This is a genomic window from Mycolicibacterium sphagni, assembly GCF_002250655.1.
GTDB classification, from domain to species: domain Bacteria; phylum Actinomycetota; class Actinomycetes; order Mycobacteriales; family Mycobacteriaceae; genus Mycobacterium; species Mycobacterium sphagni.
In genome coordinates, this window is the sequence record NZ_NOZR01000024.1 from 25,812 (window position 1) to 41,530 (window position 15,719).

General features: G+C 64.1%; 14 protein-coding genes and 1 riboswitch. Of the genes, 8 read left to right on the plus strand and 6 right to left on the minus strand.

All coding sequences use genetic code 11. The annotated features are described in order from the left end of the window. The first annotated feature begins 4 nt into the window (after positions 1-4). Positions 5-481 carry a hypothetical protein gene (locus CG716_RS23260; RefSeq protein ID WP_094483487.1) on the plus strand — a complete coding sequence of 159 codons (477 nt, stop codon included), beginning with the start codon at positions 5-7 and terminating at the stop codon, positions 479-481. Between the two features lie 151 nt (positions 482-632). Here the strand turns inward: CG716_RS23260 and nicT are convergent, their stop codons facing one another. Both nicT and CG716_RS23270 read right to left on the minus strand, forming a co-directional pair. Further along, positions 633-1,772, minus strand: a complete 1,140-nt coding sequence (nicT, locus tag CG716_RS23265) for a Nickel transporter NicT (protein ID WP_094483488.1) — start codon at positions 1,770-1,772, stop codon at positions 633-635. A 70-nt stretch (positions 1,773-1,842) separates the two neighbouring features. Further along, positions 1,843-2,160: an ArsR/SmtB family transcription factor gene (locus tag CG716_RS23270; protein ID WP_234817995.1), complete on the minus strand. Its 318-nt coding sequence runs from the start codon at positions 2,158-2,160 to the stop codon at positions 1,843-1,845. Between the two features lie 294 nt (positions 2,161-2,454). Here CG716_RS23270 and CG716_RS23275 point away from each other — a divergent pair, with 294 nt between their 5' ends. From CG716_RS23275 to CG716_RS23285, 3 genes are all read left to right on the plus strand, one after another. Beyond that, a complete protein-coding gene (locus CG716_RS23275; protein WP_094483489.1) occupies positions 2,455-3,075 on the plus strand; it encodes a superoxide dismutase in 621 nt (206 codons plus the stop codon). Between the two features lie 19 nt (positions 3,076-3,094). Next, a complete protein-coding gene (locus CG716_RS23280) occupies positions 3,095-3,358 on the plus strand; it encodes a hypothetical protein (RefSeq protein ID WP_094483490.1) in 264 nt (87 codons plus the stop codon). Positions 3,359-3,619: 261 nt separating this feature from the next. Continuing rightward, entirely contained in the window at positions 3,620-4,189 is a 570-nt protein-coding gene (locus CG716_RS23285) for a (2Fe-2S)-binding protein (RefSeq protein ID WP_165774274.1), read from the plus strand. A gap of 22 nt (positions 4,190-4,211) precedes the next feature. Here CG716_RS23285 and CG716_RS23290 read toward each other — a convergent pair whose 3' ends face one another. The 4 genes from CG716_RS23290 to CG716_RS23305 form a co-directional block, all read right to left on the minus strand. After that, the gene (locus CG716_RS23290; protein WP_094483492.1) at positions 4,212-4,973 is read right to left on the minus strand and encodes a CbtA family protein; all 762 of its coding nucleotides are present in this window, start codon (positions 4,971-4,973) and stop codon (positions 4,212-4,214) included. Positions 4,974-4,986: 13 nt separating this feature from the next. Further along, the gene (locus tag CG716_RS23295) at positions 4,987-5,220 is read right to left on the minus strand and encodes a CbtB-domain containing protein (protein ID WP_165774275.1); all 234 of its coding nucleotides are present in this window, start codon (positions 5,218-5,220) and stop codon (positions 4,987-4,989) included. 47 nt (positions 5,221-5,267) lie between these two features. Beyond that, a riboswitch (cobalamin riboswitch) is annotated at positions 5,268-5,355 on the minus strand. Positions 5,356-5,637: 282 nt separating this feature from the next. Continuing rightward, positions 5,638-7,176 carry a copper resistance CopC/CopD family protein gene (locus CG716_RS23300; RefSeq protein ID WP_234817990.1) on the minus strand — a complete coding sequence of 513 codons (1,539 nt, stop codon included), beginning with the start codon at positions 7,174-7,176 and terminating at the stop codon, positions 5,638-5,640. Between the two features lie 2 nt (positions 7,177-7,178). Further along, positions 7,179-7,907: a YcnI family copper-binding membrane protein gene (locus CG716_RS23305; protein WP_094483494.1), complete on the minus strand. Its 729-nt coding sequence runs from the start codon at positions 7,905-7,907 to the stop codon at positions 7,179-7,181. Between the two features lie 225 nt (positions 7,908-8,132). Between CG716_RS23305 and eccA the strand changes: the two genes are divergently transcribed. From eccA to CG716_RS23325, 4 genes are read left to right on the plus strand one after another with little or no spacing between them, the layout of a single operon-like run. Next, positions 8,133-9,965, plus strand: a complete 1,833-nt coding sequence (eccA, locus tag CG716_RS23310; protein WP_094483548.1) for a type VII secretion AAA-ATPase EccA — start codon at positions 8,133-8,135, stop codon at positions 9,963-9,965. Further along, positions 9,962-11,461: a type VII secretion protein EccB gene (gene eccB, locus CG716_RS23315; RefSeq protein ID WP_094483495.1), complete on the plus strand. Its 1,500-nt coding sequence runs from the start codon at positions 9,962-9,964 to the stop codon at positions 11,459-11,461. The genes eccA and eccB overlap by 4 nt, the downstream gene beginning before the upstream one ends. Next, positions 11,458-15,399 (plus strand): type VII secretion protein EccCa, encoded by a 3,942-nt coding sequence (gene eccCa / locus CG716_RS23320; protein WP_094483496.1) that lies wholly within the window; start codon positions 11,458-11,460, stop codon positions 15,397-15,399. Before eccB ends, eccCa begins: the two co-directional genes overlap by 4 nt. Next, on the plus strand, positions 15,399-15,710 hold the full coding sequence (locus CG716_RS23325; RefSeq protein ID WP_094483497.1) for a PE family protein: 312 nt from the start codon (positions 15,399-15,401) through the stop codon (positions 15,708-15,710). Before eccCa ends, CG716_RS23325 begins: the two co-directional genes overlap by 1 nt. The last annotated feature ends 9 nt before the right edge of the window (positions 15,711-15,719 follow it).

Genomic DNA, 15,719 nt, shown 5'->3' on the forward strand with positions numbered 1-15,719 from the left:
GCGGGTGCGTGAGGAGTTCTGGCATTCCTCGTGGATTTGCGTCGGTGCGCACATCATCAGCCCGCAAGAGCCGGCATTGGTCAAAGCAACCGTCACCATCGACGAACTTTACTATCTCACCGACGACGGCCGGTTCTGCGTGCCGCAGTGGGCGAAGATCGAAGGTGTTGAACATCCGGGGTCTGCTATATATCTGGCTCGACTGAGGAAACGGGAGCGCTTGACGCACGCGGGGAAGTCGATCCTGAAGTTGGCAAAGCTCTTCGCCACGTTTGTCGAACGGCTCGAAGATGAATTTGGCGCCTGGCAGTACCCGCCGGTGTCCGCTGGGGTGTTTGGCTCAGAGGTGCGCGGCACGATGACACGGGATAGCGACGCGGTCTGTTTCTGGTTGGTGCGACTGGGACGCCTGACGCTCTTTGGGGCGCAAGAACCGAAGCGATGGTGCAAAAGGTCCTTGCGTATGTGCCTAGCCGGCTAAACAGACCCGCGTGGTAACTGCGCGAATGGTGCTGCAGCACAACAAATTAAGCAGAGGAGAAGCGATGTTGAGGCGCGTGTCTCAACCAAGGCTGAGTGGCTGGATGTACGCCGACTCGGCAGCGCTTACCAGGGGAGACCCACGCGGCGGGTCACCCGCTGAGGTTGGTGGACCAGCGTTCTTCGATGCGGCCGAATCGCCAGATCGAGATGGCGAGGAGCCAGGAGGTGACGAACAGGGCGACGATGATGTAGCCGACGTAGTCGAGGTCGATGTTGGCGATTGCGGCCAGCGGGCCGGATTCGATGTGCAGCCGGTCGGCGGTGACGCCGACGAGTTCGATGGTGCCGATGATCAGGGCGACAGCCACCGACAGGCTGGTGATGGTCATGTTGTAGAAGATCTTGCGGACCGGTTTGGCGAAGGCCCAGCCGTAGGCGTAGTTCATGAAGACACCGTCGGTGGTGTCCATCAGACACATGCCCGCCGCGAACAGGATCGGCAGCACCAGGATGGCGTAGAAGGGCAGATTGAACGCTGCCGCACCGCCGGCCAAGACCAACAGACCGACTTCGGTCGCGGTGTCGAAGCCCATCCCGAACAGAACGCCGATGGGGTAGATGTGCCACGGCTTGGTCACTGACTTGGTCAGCCCGCCAAGGAACCGATTCATGAATCCGCGCGAGTCGAGCTGCTTCTCGAGTTCGGCCTCGTCGTATCGGCCTTGCCGCAGTTCGCGGAACACCTTGATGATGCCCAGCAGGGCGATGAGGTTGAGGATGCCGATGATCCAGAGAAACACCCCGGACACTGACGGGCCGATCATGCCGGTGATGGTGTGCAGCGGGGAGTTCTCGTCCTCGACCGGGCCTACGAGGGCCCGCACTCCGACGGACAGTAGGAATGCCAGAGTGAACACGATGGTGGAGTGGCCGAGGGAGAACCAGAACCCGACCGATAGGGGTTTGCGGTCGACGCGGTTCTGGAGGTTGTCGGCGATGAGTTTACGAGTGGTGTTGTCCACGGCCGCGATGTGGTCGGCATCGAATGCGTGCCGTAATCCGAAGGTGTAGGCCAGGATTCCGACGCCGACGGTGAAGACGGGATGGTCGCCGCCGAGTCTGTAGTGCTCGGGAACGACGAAGGCGAACAGCACTCCGAAGCCGATCAGGTGAAGCGCGATGATGAAGCCGTACATGCCAAAAAGTGACCGCTTGTCTGCATGGGACAAGGAGCGCCGAAACTGAGCAAAACCGCCGGCAAGCGAATCTGTGGTCTCCGATGTGGCCATCGATGGCGAGCGTATGCCCCACCTGATCGTCTGTCTATGTGAAAAGATGGACGGAAGCGACGGAAGAACCTTAGCTTCGGCGGGCGCCGATCCAATGCAGCAGGTCATGCACCGTGCCCTCGTCTAGCTGGTAATTCACTGTGCGTCCGACTCGGACCGACCTAACCCACCCCTGGCGGCGTAAAACCCGGAGAGCCTGCGACACCGCGTTCTCCGTACGGCCGACCGCTTCCGCCAGATCGCTGACACAGATGTCTGGTGTGCGGCGCATTGCCAGCAGGATCTCTAACCGGTTGGGGTCGGACAGCATGTCGAAGCGCGCCGCCCATGTGGCGGTATCTACCTCGGTCACGGCCGACTCGCGCCCGATCGTTGCATGCTTTGCAATCTATCGAATGTTGACGCCACCCGCGTGGGCCTGTCGAGCATGTCGGTAGTTATCGCGAATCACTCTGAACCGCAGAGAATTTCGTGTGAGCGGCCGTGGCGCACTGCCATCCCGTTGGGGGTGTGAGTGATGTGCTGCATCGACTTCGGCGCCCGCGGCCGCTCACCAGTCCAACCTAACAGATGAACATCTGAACAGCTAGACTGATGTTGGCCAGTGGTGGTCTGCTTATCTGGTCGACCACCGGGGCCGGCAGCCCATCGGTGACGTCCATGAGGACGCAGGAAGGAATTCATGGCTGAGTACTCCTTGCCCGAGCTGGATTACGATTACGGCGCGTTGGAGCCCCATATCTCTGGGCAGATCAACGAGATTCACCACAGCAAGCACCACGCGACGTACGTCAAAGGTCTCAACGACACGATCGCCAAACTTGAGGAAGCGCGCGCCAACGACGATCACGCCGCGATCTTCCTCAACGAGAAGAACCTCGCCTTCCACCTCGGCGGGCACGTGAATCATTCGATCTGGTGGAAGAACCTCTCCCCAAACGGTGGCGACAAGCCAGAGGGGGATCTCGCCGCGGCCATCGACGACCAGTTCGGCTCGTTCGACAAGTTCCGCGCCCAGTTCACCGCGGCGGCCAACGGCTTGCAGGGCTCTGGGTGGGCAGTGCTGGGCTACGACACCCTCGGAAACCGATTGCTGACATTCCAGCTGTACGACCAGCAGGCCAATGTGCCGCTCGGCATCATTCCGCTGCTGCAGGTCGACATGTGGGAGCACGCCTACTATTTGCAGTACAAGAATGTCAAAGCCGACTATGTGAAAGCCTTTTGGAATGTGGTCAATTGGGCCGACGTGCAAGATCGCTACGCCGCGGCGACAACGAAGACCGCGGGCCTGATCTTCTAATCCGATCCAGGGTTTCGTGATGGCCGACGATGACAAGACGCGGTGGGCAATCGACGTGATGACCGCGTGGGCGCAAGGTGGTGACACCGGCTTCGTCCGTGATCGCGTCGATTCCTACCTCGGCGAACCGCACGGCTGTCCAGGGTTGATCACCGGGCTGATCAACCTTTCAGGGTTGTTGTTGATGGGCATGGAAGCAACCACAGGCAAGACCACACCTGAGATCCTTCAAGCGATCGCCTCGACGCTGTCACGGCAGGGGCAACCGCCCAGCCCCTCTTAGAAAATCTGGCAAGCTGAGCACATGGCGGTGCCGGTACAGGCTGATCAAGTGCGAACAGCTCTTGTTTCCGCGGGCGAGATCGGACCGTACTTCGCGGTGGAATTCGCTGCGTCACAAGGTGAATGGTGTGCTGTTGCCGACTTGTGGACTCGTGCGGGGTGTTTGTCAGAACGCGTGAATACCGCATGCGAGTATCTGAGTTCGCGCACCAATACGGAAGTCGACCTCCGGGCGTCGGCCTCGATAAGCTCGCTTGGTTTCATGTCGCGGCTCGTATCGCCCGCGTTGGCTACCGCCTGCTTGGCGGGCGTGATACCCCGGCTGGATCCGCGGCAGATGTACTGGCGCCCCGCATTAGGGGGCCCAGTTCCGATCGCCATCGCCACCGCGACCGGCACGACGGTGGAAACCGCCACCGAGGCCGCCGCCCAGTTGGAGCACGATGTGCTGCTGCCGTGCGTCGAGCCGGTTCTGGCGGCCTACTCGAGAGAGTTCAAGCTGTCGAAGCGGGTGTTGCGAGGAAACGTCGCCTCCGCGCTCGCCGGTGCGGCCGGGATGCTCGTTCGGGCTGGGACAGCGCTCAACCTCGACCCGGTGGAGGTTGTCCGCTCAATGCTCGCACTTCCGTCACTGACCGATACCGGGCACTATGAACGCCCGTTCGATGATCGGGCGGACCGATTTTTCGTCCGGCACAACTGCTGCATGTTCTATCGAGTCCCCGGCGGTGGCACATGCGGCGACTGCGTGCTGACCCCGGAGACCGAGCGGCTGGAGATGTGGCGAACGGCAGTGGCCCCAGCCGGCGGTAAGACTCGACCAACCGGCTGAGGCCACGTGCAACGGTCCTAACTCAGCCCTGCGGGACCGGATCCTTCTGCGGTATGGACGGCGGGCTCCCCGGGGAGGATGTCGCCGCCGCGCGGCTTACGAGCCAGCCGCCAAAGATTCCGATGATGGCCCAGAAGAGCGCGTAGCTTCCCAGGGAGCGGATCCGGAAACTCCAGATCAACTGCGCGGGGATCCCGTCCGGATAGGGGTCGCTGACGCTCGGGAAGATGAACATGATGAGGCCGATCACGACGACCGGAACCACGATCGCCAGGATCCACCGAACATCTTCGGAGATGCGTCCCTTGAGACGCGCGATCCCGAACTGGATGAGAACAAACGCGACGATGCCCGTCACGATCAGGAGCAGCTCCCAGAAGCCGCGTTTCCATACCGTCTCGCCGTTGCCCATTCCGGGCGGCAGGAAGGGATAGCGGATCCAGGGGACCACCACAGTGAGCAGGAATGCGAGTGCTGCAAGCGTGGTAGAAGCCCGCACGTCACCCTGGCCATTGATGATCCGGTGGCGAAGGAACGCGTAGAGAGTCCCGAAAAGGAATGACAACAGGAGGCTGACGAACACCAATGCCACCATCCCGCCGAGTACTTGCTGGTCTCGGGTGAACAGCTCGGGGTCTGCCGGGCCTTCCGAAGGAAGCGAATCCTCGAAGTCGAGCCCTGCCCGGATCACGGGCTCGCCCAAGATCCGCAGGTACAACGCACAAAGGATGCCACTAACGAGACCCGCGAGCAGGTATCGCTTGATCACGGCGCCGTAAGTCATGTGGTCAGTTCCTTTAGTGGCAGGCGATGCCGAGGAAGTGACGGCCGTCGTGGAAGAACTCGTGCATATGGTTCCAGACGGTCGGGGCGATGTCCTGGCCGAGGAACGCGTAGGTGATCCAGAGCAGGGTGATCACCACCGCGATCCATGCGATGGCGGGGATCCGGATAGCTGCCGGAGCGGCCGTGTCAGGTGCGCTGGGCGCGGCAACGGGCGCCGATGGCGGGGCGGTCAGAATAGCGGTCATTACATACTCCATCTCTCGTGGTGAGCAACCAAGCGGTTGCAGCGACCGGGTATCTGGCTTCCAACCCTGCGTGCGTCCGGCACGTCGAGCTAGTCACAGTTGCGGGACAGCCCCGGTATCGCACCGGTGTTCCCCTGAACGCTGATCAGATAGTAATTTGCCGGGGTTGAGCTGCACAAGGATTGCAGTGAATCCTGTCCGTAAATGCATTATTTCCGGCCAAGATTGGCGGCACAATGGCCTGGGTGCCCCGGATAGTCGACTGAGGAGATGCCATGTCCCGCAATGCCGGAGATCGATACGAATGCACAGTCTGTGGGTCGGTGCTGGTCTACGAGAAGCCATGCCCCTGTACCTCGCCCACCGAGCATGCTGAAATGTGCTGCGATCAGCCGATGGTCAGTTCGGGGTAGGGCTTTACCAGACCCGGAATTCCACACCCGTGACGACCGCGTCGGTCTGTCCGAAGCGGACGGTGATTCGCAGCGTCCACAACCCGGGCCGAGGTGTGCTCGCGTACGTGCTCACCCAATCATTCTCGTGGCGTGCGAAGTCGATTGGCAGAGAAGGGATCTCAGCCTCATGGCTGGACAAGTTTCCGGTCACGGAGAGAGACGGGACTGGTCGGCCTGCCGCATCGAGCACCGTTACGTGGACGGTTGTCGGTCCGCGCCGAGTCGAGGCGATGTCGACGACAACATGCCTGCTGTCGTCCAGCGGCGCCTCTAGCGTCACAGCAGGTCCGTACGTCGTCCGCGCAGGCGGCAGCGAGACCAGAACTGTCGTGACGACCAGCACCGCCAATCCGATCGCGGCTTCCATCGGAACGGTCCGGCGTAACCGCTGCGGGTTGAGTCGGCGACGCGCCAGGTACGCGAGCACGAGCATGACGCCGACCGCGGTGACCTTGACACACAACGTCTGTCCGTAGTCGGTTGCCCATAACGATTGCACCGGGGCGATCTGTCGCCAGGCTTGATAGGTGCCTGTGGCAATCAGCACCCCGACACAGGTGAGCGCGATCACCGACCAGCGACGCAGGTTGTCGGTGTGTCGGGAAGGTAAGACAATCGCGCACAACGCCATCAGGCCGCCCAACCACACGGTCATCGCACTGACGTGCGCTGCGGTCGCCAGCGTCGCCAATGCTGCATCAGCGCCCACCCCGGCATGGCCATCGACAGCTATCGCCACCGATAACGCAACCCCCAGGGTGGCGATGAGCCAGGCCACGCGCCGGGAACCGTTGAACAGCCGGGGGAGGAACACCACCACCAACGCTGTGAGGACGATGCGGGTTAAGGCCACGATCTCCTGACGGCTGGGCGCCGCGGGTGCTGGGTCCTGGGTGGCGGTGAGGACCATCTCGCCCAGGCTCGCCAGAATCAGTAGCGTCAGCCCGACCGCGGACAGCGTGCGGGTTCTTCGCACGTTCAACGTCCACGGCCACAGGGCGGCACAGGCCAGTGCAACGCCGACAGCGAGAACGAGACCGATGAACTGGGCGCCGCGGAGCAGTCCAGCCGCGACGTCGGCGGCCCGGTTCTCCTGCCCGGTGAGTCCTGCGGGGCCGGCGCGGGCATCGCGGCCGACGCCGAACGAGATTGACCCCGCCACCTCGTGGGTGTCTGCGGAGATGACCTCCCAGGTCGCGGTGTAACTGCCGTCGGGAAGGTCAGCCCGCAGGGGCAGGATGATCGTCACGCCGTCAGCCGCGACGGACGGGCCGGTGTCCACCCTGATCCCGGCGTCGGAGATCACCTGTATCCCGTTGGGCACCAGCCGGATCGGCTCATCGAACGTCAGTCGCACCTGAGCGGGCGGTCCGGTCAGTCGCGCGCCGTCGACCGGATCGCTGGAGACCAGCACCGCGTGGGCGGCCGCGGGGGCTGCGGCGAGCACGGTGAGCACCGGCACAGCCAGCGCCATACCGAGCAGCGCCGCGAGCCGCCGCAAGGTCAGGACGACCGGCGCCGCACGAGCACCAAATTCACGATGCCGAGCAGGACGGCGACGACAGCCACGACCAGCGCGGTGATGCCCGGCCACGCCGGGCTACTGCTCGTGGCGCTGGCTGCCGAAGCGCTGGGTACTGCCGAGGTGGTGGGTGCCGGCGTGGCAGCGGGAGCCGGGGTCGCCTGGTCGCCTCCTGCGGAGAGCATCAGCATCGGAGCCGGGTGCTCAGGCTCGGGCTGACCCATGGCGGCCTTCTCATCCCAATGGACAACCTTGCCGTCGCTGTAGGTCTGTACGGCGGGTAGGGAGATCATCGCTTCTTTGGGAAGCGGGCCCGCGGAGATGTTGAACATGTCGAACTGGTTGGGCGGGATTCCCGCCTGGGGATTCACTGCCTTCCACTCGACCGTCGAGATGTAGTCGGTGATCTCGTTGCCGTCGTCGTCCTTCTGCGGCGTCGCGAGCTTCTTCTTCGTCACCGTCGCCGTCCAGCCTGGCTTGGGCTGGGTGTCGACCGAGATGATCGGCTGGTCATCGGGCAACGTCACCACGAGGTCCGTCGTCGACGCGGTGTCGGACTCGCTGGGAACACGAAACGTGAGCACCCCGTAGCCGCCTTGCGTCGCGTCTGTTCCCGAGGCCTCGACGTGTGCCCATGCGGGCGCGGCGAGCGCAATACTGGCTACAGTCACCGCCGCGGCAGTAAGTGTTGTGCGCAGTGGTCTCTTCATCTCCGGAAGCCCTTTCGTCGGCGGCGTCGAGGTACGCCCACGCAGTCGGATCTGGCGAGCCCCGAGTTCCCCGCTTTACCTGCCAATATGCTGTGAATCGTTGTCTCGTCGCCGCCGGCCGCGCACGTGAGCGGAAACCACCGGGAACCAGGGACGGCCGGTTACCGACTAAAGGCCCGTGAGTAACCCGTTGTTCGGTAGGTCAGGTTCCGTATGGGCGTGCTCATGACCGTGGGCAACGGCACCGCCCCGGGTGTGATCGCCCGCGTCGATGTCGATGTGGTCAGCCGCTTCAGAACCTGCTGCAGGGCGCTGGGCCTACAGGTGCACGATCGCCGACGGCCCGCGGATCTGGCGGCCGCCCGTATCGGATTCTCTGCGCTGACACGACTTGCCCAAGACCAATGCGACGCATGGGCCGGCTTGGCCGCTGCCGGTGACACCTCTGCGTCGGTGATCGAAGCGATCGCAGCCACCCGCGGCTCCGCGGGCGTACTGGCACGCATGATCGAACTCGAACCTGGCGCATTGGGTTTCACCTACGACACCGGGCTGTATTTGCAGTTCCGGGCCACAGGCCCCGACGATTTCGAGCTGGCCCACGCGGCCACGCTCGCGACCACCGGGCGATTCGGCGAGGCCGATGCGATCGTTGCCGACGTCATCACCCGCACCGGTGAGACCCACCAGGCGCGGTGGGTCGCGACGATCATTCAATATCGCAGCCAACGGTGGTCGGATGTCGTCAGACTTCTGACTCCGCTGGTCACCGACAAAGCCCTTGACGAATCGTTCGCCCATGCCGTGCGGATTGCCCTCGGCCTCGCCCTGGCCCGGTTGGGGATGTTCGCTCCCGCGCTGTCGTATCTGGAGGAGTCCGGCGGTCCCTTGACTGTGGCGGCCGTGGACGGGGCATTGGCCAAGGCGCTGGTATTGAGGGCGCAAGGTGAGGAGGAGGCCGCGGCCGAGGTGCTCCAGGAGCTCTACGCCGCCAACCCCGCGAATGTCGAAGTCGAAGAAGCGCTGTCGAACCCGTCCTATGGCATCGTCACGACATCCGCGGCCCGGATCGAGGCACGCACCGACCCGTGGGATCCGGCGACGGAACCCGGTGAAGACGATTTCGTCGATCCCGGCGCTCATCAGCGCAAGGCGGTGCTGCTGGCCGAAGCCGAAGACCAACTCGCCGAATTCATCGGGCTGGAGCAGGTCAAAGACCAGGTGTCGCGGCTGAAGAGCTCGGTCGCCATGGCGCTGCTGCGTCAGGACCGCGGTCTCGCGGTCGCCCAGCGCTCGCATCATCTGGTGTTTGCCGGCCCGCCTGGCACGGGCAAGACCACGATCGCCCGGGTGGTGGCCAAGATCTATTGCGGTCTGGGTCTTTTGAAGCGGGAGAACGTCCGTGAGGTGCACCGGGCGGATCTGATCGGCCAGCACATCGGGGAGACCGAAGCCAAGACCAACGCGATCATCGACAGTGCGCTCGACGGCGTGCTGTTCCTCGACGAGGCCTATGCGTTGGTGGCCACCGGTGCCAAGAACGACTTCGGCCTGGTGGCTATCGACACGCTGTTGGCCAGGATGGAGAACGATCGCGATCGTCTGGTGGTGATCGTCGCCGGGTATCGCGCGGACCTCGACCGATTCCTGGACACCAACGAGGGGTTGCGGTCACGCTTCACTCGCAGTATCGATTTCCCGTCGTACGTCCCTGGCGAACTGGTCGAGATCGCCAGCGCGATGGCCAAACAGCGTGACAGTGTCTTCGACCGGCGCGCGCTGGATGATCTGGAGACTCTGTTCGGGCGGCTGGCATCGATGACGACACCAGATGCGAACGGGGTCGAACGCCGCAGCCTCGACATCGCAGGCAACGGGCGCTTCGTCCGCAACGTGGTCGAACGCTCCGAGGAAGAGCGTGAATTCCGGCTCGATCACTCTGAGGCGGCGAATACCGGTGACTTCTCCGACGCGCAGCTGATGACGATCACCCCCGCCGACGTCAAGCACTCGGTGGTGCCGCTGCTGCGCGGCCTCGGGCTGGACGTGCCGCGATGAGCTTCACATCCCGTACGCCCGCGAATCATAACCCTGATCAGGTCACCTACCGCCGGGGGTTCGTCACCCGGCATCAGGTCACGGGTTGGCGATTTCTGATGCGGCGCATCGCCTCTGGCGTGGCATTGCACGACACCCGCATGCTCACCGATCCGCTGCGCACCCAGTCGCGTTCGGTCGTGATGGGCGTCCTGATCGTGGTCACCGGGTTGATTGGGTGCTTCGTCTTCTCCCTGCTCAGACCGAATGGCTCCGTCGGAAACAACACCGTGCTGGCCGACCGCGACACCGCCGCCCTGTACGTGCGGGTCGACGATCGTCTGCACCCGGTGCTCAATCTGACCTCGGCGCGGCTGATCGCGGGTCACCCCGTCACGCCGACGCCCGTGGGTAGCGCGGCGCTGGACAAGCTAGCGCGCGGCGCGATGGTGGGCATCCCGGGCGCTCCAGAACGCATGGTGCAGAACGGCTCTGGTGATGCGGACTGGACAGTGTGCGACAGCAGCGAGGCGACGAGTCCGGGCGTGACCGTCATCGGCGGTCGATTGGCCGAGGGCGGTGTCCGTGCGTCTGCTCTCCGGTCGGACAAGGCGGTGTTGGTTGCGGCCGGGACACCTGACACTTTGACCACGTGGCTGCTGTGGGACGGCCGGCGCAGCCGGATCGACCTGGCTGATCATGCCGCCACCGATGCCTTGGGCCTCGGCCCGACCATTCCCGCCCCCACCCCGATCGCACTGGGATTGTTCAATGCGATTCCCGAGGGTGCGCCGCTGCTGGTTCCCGTGATCCCGGGCGCTGGGTCCGCGCCAGAGTTCGCGATGTCGGTTCCCGCGCCCGCGGGTGCGGTGGTGGCTGCCTTTGGTGCCGACGGCACATTGTCGTACTACGCGGTGCTGCCCGACGGATTGCAGCCGATCTCGCCGGTGCTGGCTGCCTTGTTACGCAACACCAACTCCTATGGGCTGCAGGAGCCTCCGCGGTTGGGCGCCGACGAGGTGAGCCGCCTCCCAGTGTCCCGGACTCTCGATACCGCCGCCTTCCCCGAGCACCGGATCAGCCTGGTCGACTCGGTGAGCGCACCCGTCGTCTGCGCCCGGTGGTCCAAGCCTGCCGGAGCGAGCGCCAGTTCGTTGTCACTGCTGTCGGGTGCGACGTTGCCGATCGCCCAGGGAGAACAACCCGTCGAACTGCCCGGCAGTGGCACATCCGCCTCGCGGGTGGTGCTTCCCGTCGGAAAGGGCTATTTCGCCCAGACTGTGGGGCAAGAGCCGGCCTCGCCGGCGGCCGGTTCATTGTTCTGGTTATCGGACACCGGAATGCGGTATGGCATCGAGGCCGCGAACAAAGACGAGTTGACTCAGACGGAGACTGCGCTCGGGCTGGCGTCACCCGCGATGCCAATTCCCTGGTCCGTACTCACCTTGTTCGCCGCAGGGCCTGCGTTGTCGAAGGCCGATGCGCTGAACGTGTATGCAGGAACGGAGAATCGTTGAGCAGGCTCATCTTCGAGGCACGCAGGCGGCTTCCTTCACCCCCGGTACGCAAGGGTGCCATCACAATCGAAGCTCCGCCGGAACTGCCGCGCGCCCTGCCGGCATCCTTACTGCGACGGGCTCTCCCGTTATTGATCGTTATGCTGATCGTCGGCATGATTGTCGCCCTGTTCGCAACCGGGATGAGGCTGATCTCACCCCAGATGTTGTTCTTTCCATTTGTCCTCCTGCTGGCCGCGACAGCGTTATATCGCGGAAACGACAGCAAGTTACGTACCGAGGAAGTCGACGCCGAACGCGCCGACTATCTGCGCTATCTGTCCGTCGTGCGGGACAACGTCCGTGCTCAGGCCGCCGAGCAGCGGGCCAGTCTGGAGTGGTCGCATCCTGATCCTGCAGCGCTGGCGTCGATTCCAGGATCACAGAGACAATGGGAGCGCGACCCGCCAGACCGGGATTTCCTCGTGGTGCGCACCGGCCTGCATGACGTGCCGCTGGATACGGCGTTGCGCGTCAGGGACACCGCCGACGAGGTGGATTTAGAACCCGTGGCACACAGTGCCCTGCGCAGTCTGCTCGATGTCCAGCGAACCGTCCGCCGCGCCCCGGCCGGAATCGACCTCTCGACGATTTCCCGGCTGACGCTTGTCGGTGACGGCGATGCCGCGCGCGCGGCGCTGCGGGCATGGATTGCGCAGGCTGTCACTTGGCACGACCCAAGTCTGCTCGGCGTGGCACTGGCCAGCCCTGACCTGGACGGGCCAAATTGGGCATGGCTGAAATGGCTTGCTCACGTAGATATTTCAGGCGTCCTCGACGGCGTGGGCTCGGCGCGTTATCTCAGCGCCGATCCCGATGAGCTGGTCGCCAAGATCGGGCCGGTGCTCGCCGAACGGCCGATGTTCGGCGATGAGGGGGGCCGCGGTCTGCGCCATCTGCTGATTGTGGTCGACGATCCCGGATATGACCTGTCGGCGTCGGTGTTGTCGGCAGGCTGGGCCGGCGTCACCGTCGTTCACGTCAGCCGGGCCGAACCCCACCGCGAGCAGTATTCGGATCCTGAACGGCCAGTCCTCAGGATCTCTGACGGCGCCATTCAGCGTTGGGGCGCCGACGGATGGCAGCCCTACGTGGACAGCGCCGATCAGCTATCCACCGAGGACACGGCGCATCTGGCCCGTCTCCTGGCGCGATGGGACTCCAATCCCACGCACGCCGGCTTGCGCTCAGCGGCCGTCAGCGGTGCCACCTTCACCACTTTGCTCGACATCGATGACGCCACCCAGCTCGACGTGCCCGCATTATGGGCGCCGCGTGATCGTGACCGCGAGCTTCGGGTACCGATCGGTGTGACCGCCACCGGCGAGCCGCTGTACTTCGACCTCAAAGACGAGGCCGAGGGTGGCATGGGGCCGCACGGCCTGATGATCGGTATGACCGGCTCGGGCAAGTCACAGACCCTGATGTCAATCCTGCTGTCCCTGCTGACAACTCACTCAGCTGAGCGACTGATCGTCATCTACGCCGACTTCAAGGGCGAGGCTGGCGCCGACATCTTCCGCGACTTCCCTCAGGTCGTGGCGGTCATCTCGAACATGGCAGAAAAGAAATCACTCGCGGACCGATTCGCCGACACATTGCGCGGTGAAGTCGCTCGCCGGGAGATCCTGCTGCGCGAAGCGGGACGACGAGTGCAGGGCAGCGCGTTCAACTCTGTCACCGAGTACGAAGCGGCGATCGCGGCCGGCTACGACCTGCCCGCGCTGCCGACCCTGTTCGTGGTCGCCGACGAGTTCACGCTGATGCTCGCCGATCACCCCGAATACGCGGAACTGTTCGATTATGTTGCGCGCAAGGGCCGGTCGTTTCGAATCCACATCCTGTTCGCGTCGCAGACGCTGGACGTGGGACGGATCAAGGATATTGACAAGAACACGTCATATCGGATCGGCCTCAAGGTTGCCAGTCCGTCGGCGTCACGTCAGATCATCGGTGTCGAGGATGCCTTTCACATTGAGTCGGGCAAGGAATACAAGGGCGTCGGTTTCCTGGTACCGGCGCCGGGGGCGGAGCCGGTCAAATTCCGCGGCACGTATGTCGACGGCATCTACGATCCGCCTCGGCGGCCCAGATCCTATGTGGTGCCGACTGATCCCCGCCCGCAACTGTTCACCGCCGCAGAGGTTGGTATCGACGAGGATGTCGTCGTCGTGTCCGGCGACGATAGTGTGTCGAGGGCCGCGCCCAAGAAGCTCATCGCTACCATCGGCCAACAATTGGCCACGTTCGGTCCGCGTGCGCCGAGAGTGTGGCTGCCGCCGCTCGACGACCCGATCCCGCTGGCCGAGGTTCTCGCCGACTCCGACATCCCAACGGGTGTGGGACGGTGGCCGCTCGGCGAGATCGACCGCCCGTTCGACATGCGTCGCGACCCGCTTGTCTTCGATGCTACCTCCGCCGCCGGAAATATGATGATCCATGGCGGTGCCAAGTCCGGGAAATCCACTGCGCTGCAAACATTTATTCTCTCGGCAGCCGCACTGCATTCACCCGACGAGGTGTCGTTCTACTGCGTCGACTACGGTGGCGGCCAACTGCGGGCACTAGAGGATCTCGCCCATGTCGGCAGCGTCGCGTCGCCGCTGGAGGCTGAGAGAATCCGGCGTACCTTCGGCGAACTCGATCAGCTCCTGGAAGAAAGGCGGCGGGCCGGGTACGGGGTTGGGAATCCGCACGTCTTTCTCGTGATCGACAACTTGTATGCCTTCAGCCGTGACAACACCGACCAGTTCAATACGCGCAACCCACTCTTGACGAAGGTGACCGAACTGGCCAACGCCGGTCTGTCGTACGGCATCCACGTCGTCATCACCACCCCGAACTGGCTCGAGGTGCCGCTGGCCATGCGCGACGGGCTGGGTCTTCGTCTGGAGCTCCGGCTGCCTGATCCGCGTGACAGCAACGTTCGCATCGCGGGCGCACTGCGCCGGCCCGCCGATTCGGTGCCCTACGAACAACCGGGTCGGGGTCTGACCATGGCGGCCGAACATTTTCTTTTCGCCAAGCCCGAGCTCAGCCAGATTCCACAGCTCAATGCCCGCTACCCCGGGCAGTCGGCCGCTCGGGTGCGGCTGCTTTCCGCGGAGCTCGCACCCGCACAGATCGCACCCCTCTATATCGGGCCCGAGCAGGTGGTCATCGGCCAGTCCGAGCGGGATCTCGCCCCGGTGGCGCTCAACTTCGCCGCGCATCCGCTGCTGATGGTGTTGGGCGACAGCAAGTCCGGTAAGACGACTCTGATGCGCCACGTAATCCGGACACTGCGCGAGAATTCGACCGCCGACCGGCTCGCGTTCACCGTGCTGGACCGGCGACTGCGGCTCGTCGACGAGCCGCTGTTTCCGGACAACGAGTACACGGCGAACACCGACCGCATCATCCCGGCAATGCTGGGGCTATCGGCGATCGTCGAGGGTCGCCGTCCGCCAGCCGGGTTGTCGACGGCTGAGCTGATGAAGTGGACCTTCACCGGGCATACGCACTACCTGCTGGTCGATGACGTCGACCAGCTCCCGGATGGCGCGGCAATGTCAGGGCTCTACGTCGGGCACCGACCATGGACTCCGTTGATCGGATTGCTCTCCGAGGCAGCCGATCTCGGGTTGCGGGTGATCGTCACCGCGCGCGCGTCTGGCTCGGCCCAAGCATTGATGACGAATCCGTTGTTGCGGCGGATGAACGATCTACAGGCCACGACGCTCATGTTGTCGGGTAATCCGCAGGACAGCGCCAAGATTCGCGGTCACCGGTTCAGCAGATCAGTGCCGGGGCGCGGAATGCTGCTCGACGAGTCCGACGCGCCGACCTATCTGCAGCTTGTCAATCCGTTGATCGGCTCGCCGGTCGGCGGCCCCGACGTAATCGATGGGAACGTGTGATGGTACTGAACGTTGTCCCCGAGGGCCTGGCGGCCGCCAGCGCGGCGGTCGAGGCCCTGAGTGCACGGCTGGCTACCATCCACGCGGCCGCGGCCCCACTCATCACCGCGGTGCTGCCACCTGCCGGCGATGCCGTGTCGGTGCAGGCGGCGCTGACCTGCGGGGCGAAGGGATCCGAGCACACCGTTGCGGCGTCCGCAGGTGTGGTCGAATTGGGCCGCTCCGGTATGGGTGTGGCGCAATCAGCAGCGAGCTATGTCGCGGGGGATGGCTTGGCGGCGGCGTCCTTTGGCGGTCAGGGGGTCGGCTGAGATTTGTGG